We start from the raw sequence: 16,991 nt of genomic DNA on the forward strand, positions 1-16,991 counted from the left end.
GTGCGTTCGTGCACCCACCCCCGAAGGACGCGAGGGATGGCCGGAAGGGTGCGCGATGATGGAAGGGAACCGCCGCCGAACATTCGGCGGATTCCACGCGTCACCGGGAGAGACCTGACATGGCAGCCGCCGCCCCGCGCATCCTGCTCGCCCGGCACGGGCAGACCGAATGGTCGCTGCTCGGCAAGCACACCGGCAGGACGGACATCCCGCTGCTCGAAGAGGGCCGCAGGGGCGCGAAGCTGCTCGGCGAGCGGCTGCACCGCTCGCCGTGGGACGGCCTGAAGGACGTCGAGGTGCGCACCAGCCCGCTGCTTCGCGCGCGTGAGACGTGCGAGCTGGCCGGTTTCGGTGACCGGGCCACCGACTGGGACGTGCTCATGGAGTTCGACTACGGCGCGTACGAAGGGCTCACCCCGCCGCAGATCAAGGCGGGCCGGCCCGACTGGTTCATCTGGCGCGACGGCGTCGAGGGCGGCGAGACGCTGGCCCAGGTGTCGGCGCGGGCCGACGAGGTCGTCGACTGGGCGCGCTCGGCCGACCGGGACGTACTGGTCTTCGCCCACGGGCACATCCTGCGGTCGATCGCGGCCAGCTGGCTGGGCGAGCCGATCGGCTTCGCCGCCCGCATCAAGCTCGACCCGACGTCCCTCTCGGTCCTGGGCTGGGCGTACGGCGACCCGGCGATCGAGCGCTGGAACGACACGGGGCACCTGGAGAACTGAAGCAGAGGGCAACGGTCGCGGATCTCAGACCGTCACGGTGGCCCGACGCTCCAGGAACGCCGCCACCTCCGGGCAGGTCCCGTGCGGGGCGAGGATGCGGGCCGTGTCGGCGAGCATCGCCTGGATACGGGTCGACTGGACCTCCGTAAGGAGGTCGAGGACCTGATGGCCCGCCGCCGCCGACTCGGTGGGCGCGCCCGCGCGCGCGAGGTCGTCGGCGAGCTCGGCGCGGTACAGCGCCAGATTGCGTGTGAAGTGCGGGTCCTGGACGCAGGCGGCGCGATGGGCGTGGGCGGCCGCGCGCGACCAGTCGCCCAGCGCCGACCAGCACTGCGCCTCCAGCATCTCCAGCTCGGCCTCGACGAAGAACGTCATCCACTCCGGGTCGCGCTCGGCCGCCCCGCGCGCGAAGAGCGCGTGCGCCCGGTTCAGCGACTGCTCGCAGGCGCCCCGGTCGCCGAGCCCCGCCCAGCCGCCCGCCTCCCGCAGCGCGAGCAGGGCGAGCAGCCGGGGCGAGCCGAGCTGACGGGCCGCGCGGCTGCCCGCCTGCGCCGCCCGCAACGCCTCGCGCGGCCGTCCCGCGTCCCTGGCCAGGAACGACATATTGCAGAAGGCGTGCGCCTCCAGCGCCGGGTCGCCGGCGAGCCGCGCGGTGGCCAGCGCCTCCGCGTAGTGCGAGCGGGCCTCCTCGTAGCGGCCCGAGTCATGCGCGAGCCAGCCCACCGAGATGGCGAGCTCGCCCGCGCCCGCTTGCAGGCGGTCGGCGGTGCACTGCCGGGCGGTGCCCGCGTCGAGCAGGGCGTACGCGGTGCGCAGCGGCTGCGCGGCCCGGCGGTAGAGCCCGTCCGCGCCGTGCCGGTCGTCGAGCAGCCGGATCCGCCGGACCGCGTCCTCGACCGCGTTCACCTCGGCCTCGCCGACCCGCCGTACGCGTACGGAGTCCAGGGGTGCGGCGGCCACGGGGGTCTCGGGGATCAGCCCGAGGGAGACGGCCGCCACGGTGGCGGATCCGCCTGTCATGAATGCGCGACGCAGCACGTCGCTCTCCTCGTCGTTACGGTCGTCGATGTCGATGGTGCCGTCGTCGTGTTCCGGCGGTGTCGCGTGCGCCACGGGCGCGGCGCAGCCCCCGCGCGCCCCCCGTCCCCGTACCGTCTCGCGGGCCGAGAACCCCATGTCGGTGAGGGACAGACCCGGGAACATGTGCCGGAAGACGCGCTCGTACGCGTAGTTGGGGCAGCGGATCTCGCCGGCCTCCACGCGTCCGATGTAGCGCGCGTCGCAGGCGACCTGCTCGCCGATCTCGCGCGCCGCCCTGCGCACCGCCGCCGCGAACTCGCCCGGCGAGCGCCGGCCGCGCAGCTCCCGGAACGCGGTGTTCGGGCCCTTGGCGGTGGTGCTCCGCGCGGAGTTCCGTCCGGCACTGGGATCCGTTGACGTCGCCATGGCTCGACAGCTCTCTTTGGCGGTGTGGTGCGGAGCAAGAACGTACCGGCAACATCGCGCCGCACATCCACAGTTTGGCTACAAAAGGGATATCTCACCCGCGATCTGCTATGAACTGCCATCCTTTGCGGCGGCGTTGTGCCGTAGCCGTTGACTCGGGGCCGCGTTGAACCATGCGGATACCGCCAACCCGCAAAAACCACGTGGGGGTTGCCTTGTTGGAGGCCGGCATGGACATCAATGGCACCGGTACGACCACGACGACCGCTCGGCACCGGCCCACCCCGGACCTCGGCTCGCCGCCGCCGTCCGCCGGCGCGTCACCCTGTGATCTGGTGACTGTGCCTGCGCGGCAGGGGCTTGAGGCGGTGGACATCCTGCGGCGTGCCGCTGCCCCGGCGGCGGTGGGGCCCGTTCTGCACGACGGGCCGTGCGACACGCTGGGGTTTCTGGTGCCGCCCGGCACCGCTGCCGCGTGGGATGTGCCGGGCAGTGCTTGTACGGAGACCAACGGGCGAGGGTTGCGTGTGCCGGGGGTGGTGGCCGAGCCGCCGCTCTCCGGTAGTGGGTGGCTGCTTCCCCCGGATGCGGTGGATGCCGTTCCGGTCACCGATCCCGCCGTGTTGCGGGTCGCCCTGGGTGAGGCTGCTCGGCTCATCGAGGCCGCCGATGGCATCACGGAGGCGGGGCGCTAGAGCGCGCGGCCTGGCGTGGTCTGATTGCGGCTGCGGATCGTGCGTGGCTGGTCGCGCAGTTCCCCGCGCCCCTTAGTCGCCCGGCCGTGTCAGCGCTGGGCGGCGGCACTCGTACGTGCGGTCGATAATGGGCGGATGGCGGCACGAAGTGGGGCGAAGAGTGAGGGTAAGGGGCGGCGGGGGCGTGGTGCTGCGCCCGAGGCTGTTGTCGAGCCTGTCGACGGGGGGCTCGCCGAGCTCATACCCGACCGGGACCGGCCGCGCGGGTGGACGCTGCTGCTCGACGGAGCCCCGCAGTCGCACGTCGATCTGGACGCGCCGGACCGGTTGACCTTTGAATATCAGCGGCGGCTGGGGCACGTAATAGACCTCGCCGCCGAGCCGGGCAGGCCCCTCAACGTGCTGCACCTCGGCGGTGGCGCCTTCACCCTCGCCCGGTACACCGCCGCCACCCGCCCCCGCTCCAGCCAGCAGATAGTCGAGGTCGACGCCGCGCTGGTCCAGCTCGTACGCCGGGAGCTGCCGCTCGATCCGCAGGCCCGGGTGCGCGTACGCGCACTGGACGCGCGCGAAGGGCTCGGCAAGCTTCCGGACGGCTGGGCGGACCTGGTGGTCGCCGATGTGTTCAGCGGCGCCCGCACCCCCGCGCATCTGACCAGCACCGAGTTCCTGGCCGAGGTGCGCAGGGTGCTGCGGCCGGGCGGGATCTACGCGGCCAACCTCGCCGACGGCCCGCCGCTCGCGCATCTGCGCGGCCAGATAGCCACGGCCGCCGGGATCTTCCCCGAGCTGGCGCTCGCCGCCGACCCCACGGTGTGGCGCGGCAAGCGGTTCGGCAACGCGGTCCTGGTCGCCTCGGACGTACCGCTGCCGGTTGCCGAACTCACCCGCCGTATCGCGAGCGACCCGCACCCCGGACGCGTCGAACACGGCCGCGCGCTGGCCGACTTCACCGGCGGGGCAACGGCCGTCACGGACGCGAGCGCCAAGCCGTCCCCCGTACCGCCGCCGTCCGTATTCAGATGACTCGCAGGTCAGCCTCGGTCGTCGAACTCCACCGTCGGCGCGTGGTTGTACCAGGTGCAGAAGACCGACACCTCGCGGCCGCCCTTGCTGAACGTCACCCGGATCCACGTCGGCTGCCGCCACACCTGCATCTGCCACCCCGTGTCCGGCGTCGCCGTGACCAGCTGCGCCGACGTACTGCCGATGTCGAACACGACCCGCCCGCCCGCCACGTTGTAGCCCTTCACATTCCCGGATGAACCGGAGGAACCGGACGGGGAAGGTGAGTTGGTGGGGGTGGGGGAGTGGCCGCCCGGCGTCTTCGGGGGTTTCGCGGACGGGGAATCCGACGGCGACGGGCTCTGCCTCGGCCGCTGCGTCGAGGACGGGAGCGGGAACACCGCCCCCTGCGCGGTGTGGCCGTCGCCGGTGAGCGGGACCGCGCGCGGTGGGTCGTACGCCGTTCCGGCCATCACCGTGTGGACGCCCCACCAGGAGAGCGTGACCGCTGCCCCGGTGGCGAGCGACCACGCGCAGACGTGAACGAGTCCTCTGTGCATCGGGGCCATACTGCACCACACGCCCCATGTGTGTCCCCCGTCGCCCCTCCCGTCCCGACCGGGACCGGCGTACTCCGGATGGCGTACGGTGCCGCCCATGGCAAGTGTGCTCGTGGTCGAGGACGACCAGTTCGTCCGCTCCGCCCTGATCCGCCACCTCACCGAGGCGTCCCACACGGTACGGAGCGTCGGCACGGCTCTTGAGGCGCTGCGCGAGGTCGCGCATTTCCGCTTCGACGTGGTCGTCCTCGACCTCGGACTGCCCGATCTCGACGGCGCCGAGGCGCTGAAGATGCTGCGCGGCATCACCGACGTACCGGTGATCATCGCGACCGCGCGGGACGACGAGACGGAGATCGTCCGGCTGCTCAACGACGGCGCGGACGACTACCTGGTCAAACCGTTCTCGGTGGAGCACCTGTCCGCGCGTATGACGGCCGTACTGCGCAGGGCGCGCGCGGCCGCCGGGGCCGAGCCGCCGGACCGGGTCATCCGGGTGGGCGGGCTCCGGGTCGACCCGCTGCGCCGCCAGGCCGAGTTGGACGGGCTGCGGCTCGACCTGACCCGGCGCGAGTTCGACCTGCTCGCGTTCCTCGCCGGGCGGCCCGGTGTGGTCGTGCCGCGCAAGGAACTGCTCGCCGAGGTGTGGCAGCAGTCGTACGGCGACGACCAGACCATCGACGTCCATCTGTCCTGGCTGCGCCGCAAACTGGGTGAAACCGCTGCCAAGCCCCGCTATCTGCACACCCTGCGCGGGGTCGGGGTGAAGCTGGAGCCACCGAGGGTGGAGCCGCCGCGATGAGATGGGCGCTGGTCAAGGTGGCGCTCGCGGTCACCGTCATGGTGGTGCTGGCCTTCGCCGTACCGCTGGGCCTGGTCATCAAGGAGATGGCCCGCGACCGCGCGTTCTCCAACGCGGAACGCCAGGCCGCCGCGATCGGTCCGACGCTCTCCATCACCACCGACCGCGACGCGCTGGAGCGGGCCGTCGCCTCCACCCAGGCGGGCGCGGCGGGCCGGATGGCCGTGCACATTCCCGTACTTCCCGACGTAAAGGGCAGCGTGCCGGTCGACATCGGCCGGCGGCGGGCGGCCCAGAAGGACCTGGAGGCCACCCGCAAGGTGGTCCGCGCGTACATCTCCGGCGTCCCCGGCGGCTCCACCCTCCTCCAGCCGACCGCGCTGAGCTCGGGCGAGATCGCCATCGTCGAGGTGTACGTGCCCGAGGCCGAGGTCACCAACGGCGTCGCCACCGCGTGGCTGGTCCTGGCCGGGGTGGGCGTCGCACTGGTCATCGGCTCGGTCGCGGTCGCGGACCGGTTGGGCGTACGTATGGTCAGGCCCGCCCAGCGGCTCGCGGGCGCGGCGCACGACCTGGGCGAGGGGAAGCTGGGCGCGCGGGTGCCGGAGGAGGGGCCCGCGGAACTGCGGTCGGCTGCGGCCGCGTTCAACTCGATGGCCGACCAGGTGGTCCAGCTCCTCGCCAACGAGCGGGAGTTGGCGGCCGACCTCTCGCACCGGCTGCGCACCCCGCTCACGGTGCTGCGGCTCAACGCGGCCTCCCTCGGGGACGGTCCGGCCGCCGACCAGACGCGGGCGGCCGTCGAGCAGCTGGAGCGCGAGGTGGACACGATCATCCGTACGGCACGGGAGGCGAAGCCGCAGACCCAGCCGACCGGGGTCGGCGCCGGGTGCGACGCGTGCGAGGTGATCCGGGACCGGATGGCGTTCTGGTCGGCGCTGGCGGAGGACGAGGGGCGGGAGGTGCGGCTCGCGGGCGTCGACCGGCCGCTGCGCATCCCGGTCGCGCGGCCCGAACTCGCGGCGGCGCTCGATGCGATGCTGGGCAATGTGTTCCGGCACACGCCGGAGGGGACGGCGTTCTCGGTCGATGTCCACAGCTCGGACGACGCGGTGATCGTGCTGGTGTCGGATGCGGGGCCGGGTATCGCGGACCCGGGTGCGGCGCTGGCCCGGGGCTCCAGCGGTGGCGGCTCGACGGGCCTCGGCCTGGACATCGTCCGCCGCATCGCGGAGTCTACGGGCGGCGACGTCCGTCTTGGCCGGTCGGTCCTGGGCGGCACGGAGGTCCGGGTCTGGATCGGCCGAGGTGGGCCCACCCCGACGTCCCGCATCCGGGCCCGCCGCCGCCCACGCCGCCCGTCTCCGGCGTGATGTGGCCCCACCCCACCCCTTCCCGAAACCCTGCCGGGGGCTGTCAGTTCGTCTGTCCGCCGGTGGGGGCTGATCGCGCAGTTCCCCGCGCCCCTTAAATGCGCCCGAAGGGCGCTCCTAGGGGCGCGGGGAACTGCGCGAACGGCCCAGCACGGTCCGCAGCCGAACGGTCAGCCTCCGGCAGGGTTTCGGGAAGGGGCGGGGTGGGGGATTAAGCCCCGCGCATGCGTTCCTTAAGCGAACCCTAAGATCCTCAACGCCCGCCCCACACACCCCATTCGCCCGTTTCGAACGAGCTAGCGTGCTGCCCGCACCCCACGACACCCCCAACCCCCAGAGGGCAGGCGCACGAACATGACCCGCACCCACCGCCGCCGAGCGACCGGCAAGACGAAGGCGATCGGCGCGGTCGTCGCCGCGACAGTCATCGGCGGCGCAGCGTTCGCGCTGACCGGTACCGCCCAGGCCGCCTCCGTAGGCGCCGCGTACACCAAGACCAGCGCCTGGGGCGGCGGTTACACCGGCCAGTACGTCATATCCAACGACAGCGGCAAGGCCCTCGCCGACTGGACCCTGGAGTTCGACCTCCCGGCCGGGACGAAGCTCTCCTCCCTCTGGAACGGCACGCAGACCGTCAAGGGCCGGCACGTCACCGTGAAGCCCGCCGCCTGGGACAAGAACGGACTCGCCCCCGGCGCATCCGTCACCGTCGGCTTCGTCACCTCCGCCACCGGCACCGCCGGAGACCCCACCGGCTGTCTCATCAACCAGGAGAAGTGCTCGGTCGACACCGGCGCGACCCCCGAGCCGAGCGGCCGCCCGACGACGCAGCCGACCCCCACTACGCAGCCCACCACCAGGCCCACGGCCAAGCCGACCCCGACCCCGACCCGGACGACGCAGCCCCCCACACAGCCCCCCACCCAGCCCGGCACCGGCACCGCCCGCTTCGCCCCGTACGTCGACACCTCGCTCTACCCCGCGTACGACCTGGTCGACACCGCCACCAAGACCGGCGTGAAGGACTTCAACCTCGCCTTCATCACCTCCGCCGGCAGCTGCACCCCGCTCTGGGGCGGCGTCACCGACCTCGGCAACGACGCCGTCGCCAAGCAGATAGGCGCCCTGCGCGCCAAGGGCGGCGACGTCCGCGTCTCGTTCGGCGGCGCGTCCGGTTCCGAACTGGGTCTGGTCTGCAAGAGCGCGTCCGACCTCGCGGCCGCGTACGGCAAGGTCGTCGACACGTACAAGCTCACCAAGGTCGACTTCGACATCGAGGGGGCCGCTCTGCCGGACACGGCCGCCAACTCCCGCCGCGCGCAGGCCATCGCGCAGCTCCAGAAGTCGCATCCGGGCCTTGATGTGTCGTTCACGCTGCCCGTCATGCCCGAGGGCCTGACGCAGCCCGGTGTCGACCTGGTCGCCGACGCCAAGAAGAACGGTGTCGCCGTCTCCGCCGTCAACATCATGGCGATGGACTACGGGCCCTCGTACAGCGGTGACATGGGCGGCTACGCCATCCAGGCCGCGACCGCCACCCAGGCCCAGATCAAGGGCGTGCTCGGGCTCTCCGACGCGGCCGCCTGGAAGGCCGTCGCCGTCACGCCGATGATCGGCGTCAACGACGTCAGCACGGAGACGTTCAAGGTCGACGACGCCACGAAGCTGGTGGACTTCGCCAAGTCCAAGGGTCTGGGCTGGCTCGCGATGTGGTCCGGGGCGCGCGACAAGCAGTGCGCGGGCGGCGCGAAGAACTCCGCCGACCCGACCTGCTCGTCGATCGTCCAGGACCCGTTCGCCTTCACGAAGGCGTTCGGCGCCTTCAAGTAACCGTCGGACAAGCCCCGTTCGAGCTCCACGCGCGCGTCCCGCCGGTTCACCCTCCACCCGGCCGGGGCGCGCGCCCCTTTCGCGCAACGACCGCGAGCAGACCGAGCGCGATCACCACGCCCACCACCGCCGCCCACGGAACGACCCCTGCCGCCGCCAGTACGTACAGCAGCGGCGCGGCGATCAACAGCAGTGGCAGCACCGAGTACTTGTTCATGCGCGCGCCCCCGCCCTCGCCGCGTCCAGATACGTCGACAGGTCGTCCCACTGACCGGGCACGGCCGAGGCGTCGCCCGACATCGCGGCCGGGTCCTCGCGCCAGGCCGCGCGTACGCCGCCGGAGATCTTCTTGTCCCCACCGCCGAACAGCACGCTCAGCTCGTCCATCCGCGCCACCAGCTTCCGTACGGAAGCGTCGGTCGGCGGCTTCCCGGCCTTGCGCAACGCCTCGGCCCGCCGGTACAGCTCCGGCCATTCGATCTCCAGCAGATAGTGCGCGGTCGGCCCGAGGGCTGCGGCGCGGGTGGCGAGGACCTGGATCTGGTCGCCGTCGAGGTGCTGGCGCAGCGCGCGTTCGCCCGGCGAACCGGCCGCCCCGGTCGCCCGCAGCGCGGCGAGGACGGCCTCGGTCGTGGGCCTTTGCCCGTCGGCGATCTGCTCCTCGATGTGCAGCAGCCGCTGCCGCAGTGCGTCGAGGGCCGCGAGCGACGCCTCGACGCCGGCGCGGTGGTCGCGCAGCACCCGGGTCGGGTCCACCCCGGAATCCAGGCAGACTGCAATGGTCTCAAGGCCGAGGCCCAGGCTGCGCAGGGCGAGCACCTGGTAGAGCCGGTCGATGTCGTCCTCGGTGTACTCGCGGTGTCCGCCTGCCGTGCGGCGGGACGGCGAGAGCAGCCCGATGGTGTCCCAGTGGTGCAGCGTACGGACGGTCAGCCCGCTGGCCTCGGCCAGCGGTCCCACCCTCCAGGTCATGGATGCGGTCATGGCACCCACGATGCATCCTGACGCGACGTGAGGTTCAAGTGCCTTTCCCTGTACGTTTTTCTTGACCTCCAGGTCAAATAACGAGTACCGTCGTGATCATGGGCAGGCCGAAGCAGTTCGATCCCGAGACCGCCGTCGACCAGGCGATGGAGACCTTCTGGCGCAAGGGGTACGCGGCCACCACGCCGCAGGACCTCGTCGACGAGCTCGGTATCGGCAAGGGCAGCCTCTACAACGCCTTCGGCAGCAAGCGGGCGCTGTTCGAGCGTGCGCTGCGGCGGTACGCGACCACCCAGGCCGTCTCCCTGACGGAGATCATCGGGCAGCCGGGGCCGGTCAAGGAGCGGATCAGGGTCGCGCTGGAGACGCTGGTCGAGCTGGACGTCGAAGACCCGGAGCGCAAGGGCTGCTTCGCCGTCAACACCGCTTCCGAGCTGGCGAGTTCGGACCCGGAGGCGGCGGCGGAGGTGCGGCGCATGTTCGCCCGGACCGAGGAAGCGTTCCGGGCCGCGATCGAGGAGGGGCAGCGCGCCGGGGAGATCGCCCCGGACCGCGACGCCCGCGCCCTCGGCGCGCTGCTGCTCAGTACGGTCGTCGGTACGCGCGTCCTGGCCAAGACGGCGGAGGACGCGGACCAGCTCCGCCGAGTCGTAGACGGCGTACTCGCGACCTTCTGACCTGCACCGATCCGTCGGGATTCACGCCTGCCCATATTTTGTACCTACAGTTCAAGAAGGAACGGGACATGGATCTGCACCTCGAAGGAAAGACCGCCCTCGTCACCGGCGCGAGCCGTGGCATCGGCCTCGCCGTGGTCAACTCCCTTGTCAGGGAAGGCGTACGCGTGGTCGGCGCGAGCCGGACCGTCACCGCCGAACTCAAGGACTCGGGCGCCTTCCCGGTCGCCGTCGACCTCTCCACCCCCGAAGGCGGCGCTGCCCTGGTCGAGCAGGCGCTGGCCGAGCTCGGCGGGATCGACATCCTGGTCAACAACGTCGGCGGCGGGGACACCATCGACCTCGGCAGCTTCCTCGACATCGACGAGGCCGCCTGGCAGAACGCGTTCGACGTCAACTTCTTCAGCGCCGTCCGCACCACCCGCGCCGCCCTCCCCGCCCTCCTGGAGCGGCGCGGCGCGGTAGTGAACGTGTCCTCCATGGGCGCCCGCATGCCCGCCTCGGGCCCCATCCCGTACAACACGGCGAAGGCGGCGCTGACCGCGTTCGGCAAGGCGCTCTCCGAGGAGTTCGGGCCGCGCGGCGTGCGGGTCAACACCGTCTCGCCGGGCCCGGTGCGCACCGCGATATGGGAGGCGGCCGACGGATTCGGGGCGAGCCTGGCCGCCGTGAACGGCCTCGGACACCAGGAACTCCTGGACCAGGCACCGCAGTTGATGGGCATGGTGACGGGCCGGTTCACCGAACCGGAGGAGGTGGCCGCCCTCATCGCCTTCCTCGTCTCGGACCGCGCCGCCGGCATCACGGGCGCGGACCACCGCATCGACGGCGGCGCGGTGAAGACGGCCTGACCTGCATCCTTATGCCGTCGGCGGCTCCGGCAGGATTCCCGTACGAGCCACCTCGGCGTACCACCGCGCGCTCGACTTCGGCGTACGGGCCTGTGTCTCGTAGTCCACGTACACCGCCCCGAACCGCTTGCTGTAGCCGTACGCCCACTCGAAGTTGTCCAGCAGGGACCACAGGAAGTACCCGCGTACGTCCGCCCCGTCCCGCATCGCGCGCCGCACCGCCGAGAGGTGGCCGTGCAGATAGCGGATGCGGTCCGGGTCGTGCACGGCGCCGTCCGGGCCGGGCTTGTCGTCGTACGCGGCCCCGTTCTCGGTGATCATCAGCGGCACGCCCGGCGCCTCGCGGGTGTAGCGCATCAGCAGGTCGTACAGGCCGGTCGGATCGACGGCCCAGTCCATCGTCGTCAGCTCGCCCGGTGGCCGGTGGAACACCACCGAGTCGGCGCCCGGCCAGGGCGAGTCGGGGCTCTGGCCATGCCCGTCGAGCCGGGATTTCCGCTGGTCAGGGCCAGTTCCGGAGTCATTGTCAGTGGGGGCGGATACAACTGAGGGTGTGTAGTAGTTGATGCCCAGCAGATCGAGGGGGTGCTTGATGACGCTCGGATCGCGGTCGCGGACGAACGACCAGTCGGTGAGATGCGCCGTGTCCCGCAGCAGGTCGTCGTCGTACGCGCCCCGGAACATCGGGCCGGTGAACACGCGGTTGGCGAGCGCGTCGACGCGGCGGCGCGCGTCGAGGTCGGCGGGCGACTGGGTACGGGCCCTGATCGCGCTCGGGTTGAGGCTGATCGCCAACTTGGCCCCCGGCAGCGTCGAGCGCAGTACCTGGGCGGCGAGCCCATGGCCCAGGTTGAGGTGGTGCGCGGCGCGCAGCGCGGCCACCGGATCGGTGCGGCCGGGCGCGTGGACGCCCGAGCCGTACCCCAGAAAGGCGCTGCACCAGGGCTCGTTGAGGGTGGTCCACATATCCACCCGGTCGCCGAGGGCATCGGCGACGAGCCGCGCGTAGTCGGCGAACCGGTACGCGGTCTCCCGCTCCGGCCAGCCGCCCGCCGCCTCCAACTCCTGTGGCAGGTCCCAGTGGTAGAGCGTGAGGGAGGGCCGAATGCCCTGTTCCAGGAGTCCGTCGACCAGGGCCCGGTAGAAGTCGAGCCCGCGCTGCACGGCGGGCCCGCGCCCGGTGGGCTGCACCCGGGGCCAGGACACGGAGAAGCGGTACGCGTTCAGATCGAGGTCCGCCATCAGCCGGATGTCGTCGCGCCAGCGGTGGTAGTGGTCGACGGCGACGTCCCCGCTGTCCCCGCCGGACACCTTTCCCGGCGTACGGCAGAAGGTGTCCCAGATGGACGGCGTGCGCCCGCCCTCGGCGACCGCGCCCTCGATCTGATACGCGGAGGTGGCGGCGCCCCAGAGGAACCCGGGCGGAAAGCGGTCGGGCAGGTCGGACGTGGCGGCCATGGAAACGCTCCCATCGGGGTGGTGCGGAAGGAGGTCGATGTACGGCTCGGGGTCGGCGGTCACCCCTTGACCGCGCCCTGCATGATGCCGCCGACGATCTGCCGCCCGAACAGGACGAACGCGAGCAGCAGCGGGAGGGTGCCGAGCAGGGCGCCGGCCATGATGACCGACTGGTCCGGGATATAGCCCCGGCCGAGTCCGGTGAGCGCCACCTGGACGGTGGGGCTGCCGTTCTGGGTCAGCGCGATGATCGGCCAGAAGAAGTCGTTCCAGGCCATCACGAAGGTGAGCATGCCGAGGACGGCCATCGCGGGCCGGGCGGCGGGGAACACGACGTGCCACACCACCCGCCAGCTGCTCGCGCCGTCGACGCGGGCGGCCTCGATCAGCTCGGTGGGCAGCGCCTCCACGAGGAACTGCCGCATGAAGAACACCCCGAACGCGCTGACCAGGGTGGGCAGGACGACCGCCTGGAGCTGATCGGTCCAGGACAGCTCGGCGACCATCATGTAGAGCGGCACGACGCTGAGTTGGGGCGGCACCATCATCGTGCCGATGACAAGGAGGAGCAGTACGTTCTTGAAGCGGAACCGCAGTTTGGCGAAGGCGAACCCGGCGAGCGTCGAGAAGAAGACCGTGCCGAGCGCGATCGACCCGGCGACGATCGTGGTGTTGAGCAGGGCCGTGCCCATGTTGGCGTCGGTCCAGGCGATCCTCAGATTCCGGAAGAGGTTCCCGCCGAACCAGAACGGCGGGGGAGTCTGGGCGAGCCGCTCGTTGCTGCGCGAGGCGGCGACGGCGGTCCACACCAGCGGGAAGAGGGAGCCGATGGTGAACAGGGTCAGGATCGCGTAGGTGAGACGCCCGCCGTGCAGCTGGCGCCCGGCGCGATTCGCGGTCAACTCGCCACCCCCTTGCGGAGTCCGCGCGAGATCAGCCAGTTCACCGCGCCGATGAGGAGCAGGATCAGGAACATGGCCCAGGCGATCGCCGAGGCCCGGCCGAGATGGAGGTTCACCCAGCCCTGTTCGTAGAGATAGAGCCCGAGCGTCTGGAACTGGTGGTCCGAGCCGCCGGTGGCCCCCGCGCTGCCGTTGAACAGCAGCGGTTCGCCGAACAGCTGGGTGGCGCCGATGGTGGAGACGACGCAGGTGAACAGGATGGTCGGCCGCAGCGAGGGCACGGTGACATACCGGAACTGCTGCCAGCGCGTGGCCCCGTCTAGCGCGGCGGACTCGTACAGATCGTGCGGGACGGCCTGCATCGCGGCGAGGTAGATCAGCGCGTTGTACCCGGTCCAGCGCCAGACGACGATGGTGGAGACGGCGAGCTGTGAGGTCCACCGCCCGTTCTGCCAGTCGACCGGCCCCCAACCCACCTGGCCCAGCACCCAGTTGACCATCCCGTAGTCGCGCCCGAAGAGGAGCACGAAGACGAGGGTCGCGGCGGCGACGCTGGTGGCGTACGGGGTGAGCACGGCGACCCGGAAGAACATCGAGCCGCGCAGCTTGTAGTTGAGCAGATGCGCGATACCGAGGGCCATCAGGAGCTGGGGGACGGTGGAGATGATGCCGATGGTGAACGTGTTGCGCAGCGCGTTCCAGAAGAAGTCGTCGGACAGGAGCCGGGAGAAGTTGCGCAGCCCGACCCAGTGCATGTCGTTCGGCGAGGTCAGCTCGACCTGGTGCAGCGAGGCCCAGCCCGTATAGAGAAGGGGGAAGAGACCGAACGCGGCGAAGAAGAGGAAGAAGGGCGCGACGAAGGCGTACGGGCTCCAGCGCAGGTCACGCCGGTAGCGACGACTGCGCCGGGCGCGCCGTCGGGCCTCGGCGGTGTCGTCGGGGGCGGGGGCGGAGCCGGACGGGCGCGCCCCGGCCGACACCCCCGCGCCGCTCGTGGCCGCCCCCATGTCGCTCGCCGTCGCCCCCGTGTCGCTCGCCACCGTCACTGGTCCAGCGCGTTGTCGATGGCCTTCACGGCGGCGTCCCATCCGGCCTGCGGGGACTTGCCCTTCTGGTCGACCTGGAGCATGCCGACGTCGGCCAGGTTCTGGGCGATGATCAGGTCCTTCGGGCCGAGGATCTGCACCGGGGTGCCCTCGGCGGCCCTGGAGAAGATCTGCCCGATGGGGGCGTTGTCGAAGTACGGGTGCTTGGCGTTCGCGACGGTGGGCAGGGCGTACGCGGCCTTGGCGCTCGGGAAGCTGCCGCGCTTTTCGAAGAGCGTGGCCTGCTGGGCGGGCGCGGTGAGCCAGGCTGCGAGTGCGGCGGCCGCCGCGTGGTGCTTGCCCGCCGACGGGACGATGAGGAACGAGCCGCCCCAGTTGGACGGCTTGGGCGCGGCCGCCACGTCCCACTTGCCCTTGCCCGCGTCGCCCGCCTTGTCCTGGATGTAGCCGAGCATCCAGGCGGGGCAGGAGACGGTGGCGAAGGTCCCGTTGGCGAACCCTTGGTCCCAACTGGGCTGGAACTGCTGCAACTTCGCGGTCAGGCCATGGGTGGCGAAGGCGGCGGCGGTGTCCCAGGCGTCCTTCACGGCCGGGTTCGTCTTGTAGACGACCTTCCCGTCGGCGTCGTAGAAGCGGTTGGCGCTGCTGCCGGTGATGGCGGCCATGACCCCGGACGCGGAGTCGACGAACGAAGTCCCCTTCGGCGCCTTCGCCTTGTACCGGTCACCGGCCGCCAGGTACTTGTTCCAGTCCCCGGTCCACAGTTTGCCCACGGCATCCCGGTCGGTGGGCAGCCCGGCCGCGGCGAACAGGTCCTTGCGGTAGCAGATGCCCTGCGGCCCGATGTCGGTGCCGAGCCCGATGGTCTTGCCGTCCTTGGTGGTGGCCTGCCCCCACTTCCACGGCAGGAAGTTGTTCTTGTCGACGCCCTGCACGGTGCCCAGGTTCTCCAGCTTGCCGGCCTGGGTGGCGGTGACCTCGGCGATGTTGTTGACCTCGACGGCCTGGACGTCGGCGAGCCCGCTGCCGGAGCCGAGGTGGGTGAGCAGCTGCGGGTAGTAGTTCTCGTTGCGCTCGATCGACGTCTGCTTGATCGTGATGTCCGGGTGGAGCTTCATGTACGCGTCGTACAGCCCGGCCTCCTGGAGCCCGAAGGCCCCGAAGACGCCGACGGTGAGCGTGGTCCGCCCCCCACCGCCCCCGCCCGGTCCGTTGCTCGCCCCGCCGCTGTCGTCGGCGCAACCGGAGACGAGCAGCCCCGCGCCGAGGGCGGCAACGACGCCAAGTGCCGCCATTCTTGAGGACGTACGTGTTCGTGAGCGCGTTGCTTGTCGCATGACGTTCCTCCAACTGCCGTACGAGGGAAGTACGAAGGATGTACGTACGAAGGGGGTTGGGAGCGCTCCCAGCCGTATGTCTTGAAGGGTGTCGACTGGCTGAGGGGGTGTCAAGACAACGGACAAGGGCAGCCGCAGCCAGGCGGGGCTGTTAGCTTTCACCGCAGTTCACCGGGTTCACCGGGGATCGACGGAATTCAGCGGGGTTCGGCGGGACGGGGAGGCAGGCATGACAGCAGCTCGCGCGGTCCGGGGCCGTGGTGCGGGGCGGCCCACCCTTGAAGAGGTGGCGGCACGGGCCGGTGTCGGCCGGGGCACGGCGTCACGGGTGATCAACGGCTCGCCCCGGGTCAGCGACCGTACGCGCGCGGCCGTAGAGGCGGCCGTGGACGAACTCGGCTACGTCCCCAACAGAGCGGCCCGCGCGCTGGCCGCGAACCGTACGGACGCGATCGCCCTGGTCGTCCCCGAGACGGTGACACGGTTCTTCGCGGAGCCGTACTTCTCGGAGGTCGTACGGGGAGTGAGCCAGGCGCTCGCGGACACGGAGATGCAGCTCCTGCTGACCCTGGTGGGCGGCGACCGGGAGCGTTGCCGCCTGGCCGAGTACCTGACGGGCCACCGGGTCGACGGCGTCCTCCTGGTCGGCGTCCACGCGGACGACCCCCTGCCCGAACTCCTGGAACAGCTCGACATCCCGGTGGTGATCAGCGGCCCCCGCTCCGAACACGAGCCGCTGGCATCGGTCGACTCGGACAACTTCGGGGGCGCGCGGGCGGCGGTGACCCATCTGCTGTCCCGGGGCCGCCGCAGCATAGCCACGATCACGGGCCCGCTGGACGTGTACGGCGCGAGGTGCCGCCTGGAGGGCTACAGATCGGCCCTGACGGAGGCGGGCCACGTACCGTCGCCGGACCTGGTAGCTCCGGGGGACTTCACGGAGGAGGGCGGCAGGGCGGCAATGGCGGCACTGCTGGACCGGGTTCCGTGTCTGGACGCAGTGTTCGCAGCCTCGGACGTAATGGCGGCGGGAGCCCGCCAGATCCTCCGCGAACGCGGCCACCGAGTCCCCGAGGACATAGCCCTGATCGGCTTCGACGACTCGGCCATAGCCCGCCACATGGACCCCCCACTGACGAGCGTGCGCCAGCCGATAGAGGAAATGGGCCGCGCGATGACGGACCTGCTCCTGACCCAGATCGCGGCGGGGGAGCGGTCGGGGGCGCGGCTGGTACTCCCGACGGAGGTGATGGTGCGGGCGTCGTCGTGACGACCCACCGTGGCCGCAAACGCATCGAGG

Annotated in this window: 17 protein-coding genes; 9 read left to right on the top strand and 8 right to left on the bottom strand. The window is 71.3% G+C overall.

Annotation, left to right across the window (positions count from 1 at the left end; translation table 11 throughout):
• Positions 1 to 119: 119 nt before the first annotated feature.
• On the top strand, positions 120 to 725 hold the full coding sequence (locus ACT1U9_RS20070; protein WP_444534075.1) for a histidine phosphatase family protein: 606 nt from the start codon (positions 120 to 122) through the stop codon (positions 723 to 725).
• A 24-nt stretch (positions 726 to 749) separates the two neighbouring features.
• Here the strand turns inward: ACT1U9_RS20070 and ACT1U9_RS20075 are convergent, their stop codons facing one another.
• Positions 750 to 2,171, bottom strand: a complete 1,422-nt coding sequence (locus ACT1U9_RS20075; RefSeq protein ID WP_444534076.1) for a tetratricopeptide repeat protein — start codon at positions 2,169 to 2,171, stop codon at positions 750 to 752.
• Positions 2,172 to 2,401: 230 nt separating this feature from the next.
• On the opposite strand from ACT1U9_RS20075, the gene ACT1U9_RS20080 reads away from it, so the two are divergent.
• Both ACT1U9_RS20080 and ACT1U9_RS20085 read left to right on the top strand, forming a co-directional pair.
• Positions 2,402 to 2,866: a hypothetical protein gene (locus ACT1U9_RS20080; protein WP_444534077.1), complete on the top strand. Its 465-nt coding sequence runs from the start codon at positions 2,402 to 2,404 to the stop codon at positions 2,864 to 2,866.
• A gap of 135 nt (positions 2,867 to 3,001) precedes the next feature.
• Complete coding sequence (locus ACT1U9_RS20085) at positions 3,002 to 3,892, top strand: spermidine synthase (protein WP_444534078.1); 891 nt, start codon at positions 3,002 to 3,004, stop codon at positions 3,890 to 3,892.
• 8 nt (positions 3,893 to 3,900) lie between these two features.
• Here the strand turns inward: ACT1U9_RS20085 and ACT1U9_RS20090 are convergent, their stop codons facing one another.
• Positions 3,901 to 4,431 carry a hypothetical protein gene (locus ACT1U9_RS20090; RefSeq protein ID WP_444534079.1) on the bottom strand — a complete coding sequence of 177 codons (531 nt, stop codon included), beginning with the start codon at positions 4,429 to 4,431 and terminating at the stop codon, positions 3,901 to 3,903.
• 97 nt (positions 4,432 to 4,528) lie between these two features.
• Between ACT1U9_RS20090 and ACT1U9_RS20095 the strand changes: the two genes are divergently transcribed.
• From ACT1U9_RS20095 to ACT1U9_RS20105, 3 genes are all read left to right on the top strand, one after another.
• Positions 4,529 to 5,233, top strand: a complete 705-nt coding sequence (locus ACT1U9_RS20095) for a response regulator transcription factor (RefSeq protein WP_444534080.1) — start codon at positions 4,529 to 4,531, stop codon at positions 5,231 to 5,233.
• Positions 5,230 to 6,606, top strand: a complete 1,377-nt coding sequence (locus ACT1U9_RS20100; RefSeq protein ID WP_444534081.1) for an ATP-binding protein — start codon at positions 5,230 to 5,232, stop codon at positions 6,604 to 6,606. The genes ACT1U9_RS20095 and ACT1U9_RS20100 overlap by 4 nt, the downstream gene beginning before the upstream one ends.
• 354 nt (positions 6,607 to 6,960) lie before the next feature.
• Complete coding sequence (locus tag ACT1U9_RS20105; RefSeq protein WP_444534082.1) at positions 6,961 to 8,436, top strand: glycoside hydrolase family 18 protein; 1,476 nt, start codon at positions 6,961 to 6,963, stop codon at positions 8,434 to 8,436.
• Positions 8,437 to 8,482: 46 nt separating this feature from the next.
• On the opposite strand, the gene ACT1U9_RS20110 is transcribed toward ACT1U9_RS20105, so the two are convergent.
• Together ACT1U9_RS20110 and ACT1U9_RS20115 are read right to left on the bottom strand one after the other, a co-directional pair.
• Positions 8,483 to 8,653: a hypothetical protein gene (locus ACT1U9_RS20110; RefSeq protein WP_444534083.1), complete on the bottom strand. Its 171-nt coding sequence runs from the start codon at positions 8,651 to 8,653 to the stop codon at positions 8,483 to 8,485.
• Positions 8,650 to 9,420 carry a MerR family transcriptional regulator gene (locus tag ACT1U9_RS20115; protein WP_444534084.1) on the bottom strand — a complete coding sequence of 257 codons (771 nt, stop codon included), beginning with the start codon at positions 9,418 to 9,420 and terminating at the stop codon, positions 8,650 to 8,652. Before ACT1U9_RS20115 ends, ACT1U9_RS20110 begins: the two co-directional genes overlap by 4 nt.
• 98 nt (positions 9,421 to 9,518) lie before the next feature.
• Here ACT1U9_RS20115 and ACT1U9_RS20120 point away from each other — a divergent pair, with 98 nt between their 5' ends.
• Together ACT1U9_RS20120 and ACT1U9_RS20125 are read left to right on the top strand one after the other, a co-directional pair.
• Positions 9,519 to 10,097 carry a TetR/AcrR family transcriptional regulator gene (locus ACT1U9_RS20120; RefSeq protein WP_444534085.1) on the top strand — a complete coding sequence of 193 codons (579 nt, stop codon included), beginning with the start codon at positions 9,519 to 9,521 and terminating at the stop codon, positions 10,095 to 10,097.
• Positions 10,098 to 10,165: 68 nt separating this feature from the next.
• Positions 10,166 to 10,948 (top strand): oxidoreductase, encoded by a 783-nt coding sequence (locus tag ACT1U9_RS20125; RefSeq protein ID WP_444534086.1) that lies wholly within the window; start codon positions 10,166 to 10,168, stop codon positions 10,946 to 10,948.
• Positions 10,949 to 10,957: 9 nt separating this feature from the next.
• Here the strand turns inward: ACT1U9_RS20125 and ACT1U9_RS20130 are convergent, their stop codons facing one another.
• From ACT1U9_RS20130 to ACT1U9_RS20145, 4 genes are read right to left on the bottom strand one after another with little or no spacing between them, the layout of a single operon-like run.
• Positions 10,958 to 12,406, bottom strand: a complete 1,449-nt coding sequence (locus tag ACT1U9_RS20130; RefSeq protein WP_444534087.1) for a glycoside hydrolase family 1 protein — start codon at positions 12,404 to 12,406, stop codon at positions 10,958 to 10,960.
• A gap of 59 nt (positions 12,407 to 12,465) precedes the next feature.
• Positions 12,466 to 13,308, bottom strand: coding sequence for a carbohydrate ABC transporter permease (locus ACT1U9_RS20135; RefSeq protein WP_444534088.1), 843 nt, complete (start codon positions 13,306 to 13,308; stop codon positions 12,466 to 12,468).
• Positions 13,305 to 14,315, bottom strand: coding sequence for a carbohydrate ABC transporter permease (locus ACT1U9_RS20140; RefSeq protein ID WP_444539196.1), 1,011 nt, complete (start codon positions 14,313 to 14,315; stop codon positions 13,305 to 13,307). Before ACT1U9_RS20140 ends, ACT1U9_RS20135 begins: the two co-directional genes overlap by 4 nt.
• 35 nt (positions 14,316 to 14,350) lie before the next feature.
• Positions 14,351 to 15,649: an ABC transporter substrate-binding protein gene (locus ACT1U9_RS20145; protein ID WP_444534089.1), complete on the bottom strand. Its 1,299-nt coding sequence runs from the start codon at positions 15,647 to 15,649 to the stop codon at positions 14,351 to 14,353.
• 271 nt (positions 15,650 to 15,920) lie between these two features.
• Between ACT1U9_RS20145 and ACT1U9_RS20150 the strand changes: the two genes are divergently transcribed.
• Complete coding sequence (locus ACT1U9_RS20150) at positions 15,921 to 16,961, top strand: LacI family DNA-binding transcriptional regulator (RefSeq protein WP_444534090.1); 1,041 nt, start codon at positions 15,921 to 15,923, stop codon at positions 16,959 to 16,961.
• Positions 16,962 to 16,991 lie beyond the last annotated feature (30 nt).

It is taken from the genome of Streptomyces sp. BR1 (assembly GCF_052373795.1).
Taxonomy (GTDB): Bacteria; Actinomycetota; Actinomycetes; order Streptomycetales; family Streptomycetaceae; genus Streptomyces.

Excerpts from the sequence above, each read along its gene's own strand:
- ACT1U9_RS20110 (WP_444534083.1), bottom strand. The coding sequence starts at position 8,653 with ATGAACAAGTACTCGGTGCTGCCACTGCTGTTGATCGCCGCGCCGCTG.
- ACT1U9_RS20095 (WP_444534080.1), top strand. The coding sequence starts at position 4,529 with ATGGCAAGTGTGCTCGTGGTCGAGGACGACCAGTTCGTCCGCTCCGCC.
- ACT1U9_RS20085 (WP_444534078.1), top strand. The coding sequence starts at position 3,002 with ATGGCGGCACGAAGTGGGGCGAAGAGTGAGGGTAAGGGGCGGCGGGGG.
- ACT1U9_RS20150 (WP_444534090.1), top strand. The coding sequence starts at position 15,921 with ATGACAGCAGCTCGCGCGGTCCGGGGCCGTGGTGCGGGGCGGCCCACC.
- ACT1U9_RS20115 (WP_444534084.1), bottom strand. The coding sequence starts at position 9,420 with ATGACCGCATCCATGACCTGGAGGGTGGGACCGCTGGCCGAGGCCAGC.
- ACT1U9_RS20100 (WP_444534081.1), top strand. The coding sequence starts at position 5,230 with ATGAGATGGGCGCTGGTCAAGGTGGCGCTCGCGGTCACCGTCATGGTG.
- ACT1U9_RS20130 (WP_444534087.1), bottom strand. The coding sequence starts at position 12,406 with ATGGCCGCCACGTCCGACCTGCCCGACCGCTTTCCGCCCGGGTTCCTC.
- ACT1U9_RS20090 (WP_444534079.1), bottom strand. The coding sequence starts at position 4,431 with ATGCACAGAGGACTCGTTCACGTCTGCGCGTGGTCGCTCGCCACCGGG.
- ACT1U9_RS20075 (WP_444534076.1), bottom strand. The coding sequence starts at position 2,171 with ATGGCGACGTCAACGGATCCCAGTGCCGGACGGAACTCCGCGCGGAGC.
- ACT1U9_RS20145 (WP_444534089.1), bottom strand. The coding sequence starts at position 15,649 with ATGGCGGCACTTGGCGTCGTTGCCGCCCTCGGCGCGGGGCTGCTCGTC.
- ACT1U9_RS20105 (WP_444534082.1), top strand. The coding sequence starts at position 6,961 with ATGACCCGCACCCACCGCCGCCGAGCGACCGGCAAGACGAAGGCGATC.
- ACT1U9_RS20070 (WP_444534075.1), top strand. The coding sequence starts at position 120 with ATGGCAGCCGCCGCCCCGCGCATCCTGCTCGCCCGGCACGGGCAGACC.
- ACT1U9_RS20120 (WP_444534085.1), top strand. The coding sequence starts at position 9,519 with ATGGGCAGGCCGAAGCAGTTCGATCCCGAGACCGCCGTCGACCAGGCG.
- ACT1U9_RS20125 (WP_444534086.1), top strand. The coding sequence starts at position 10,166 with ATGGATCTGCACCTCGAAGGAAAGACCGCCCTCGTCACCGGCGCGAGC.
- ACT1U9_RS20140 (WP_444539196.1), bottom strand. The coding sequence starts at position 14,315 with ATGGGGGCGGCCACGAGCGGCGCGGGGGTGTCGGCCGGGGCGCGCCCG.
- ACT1U9_RS20080 (WP_444534077.1), top strand. The coding sequence starts at position 2,402 with ATGGACATCAATGGCACCGGTACGACCACGACGACCGCTCGGCACCGG.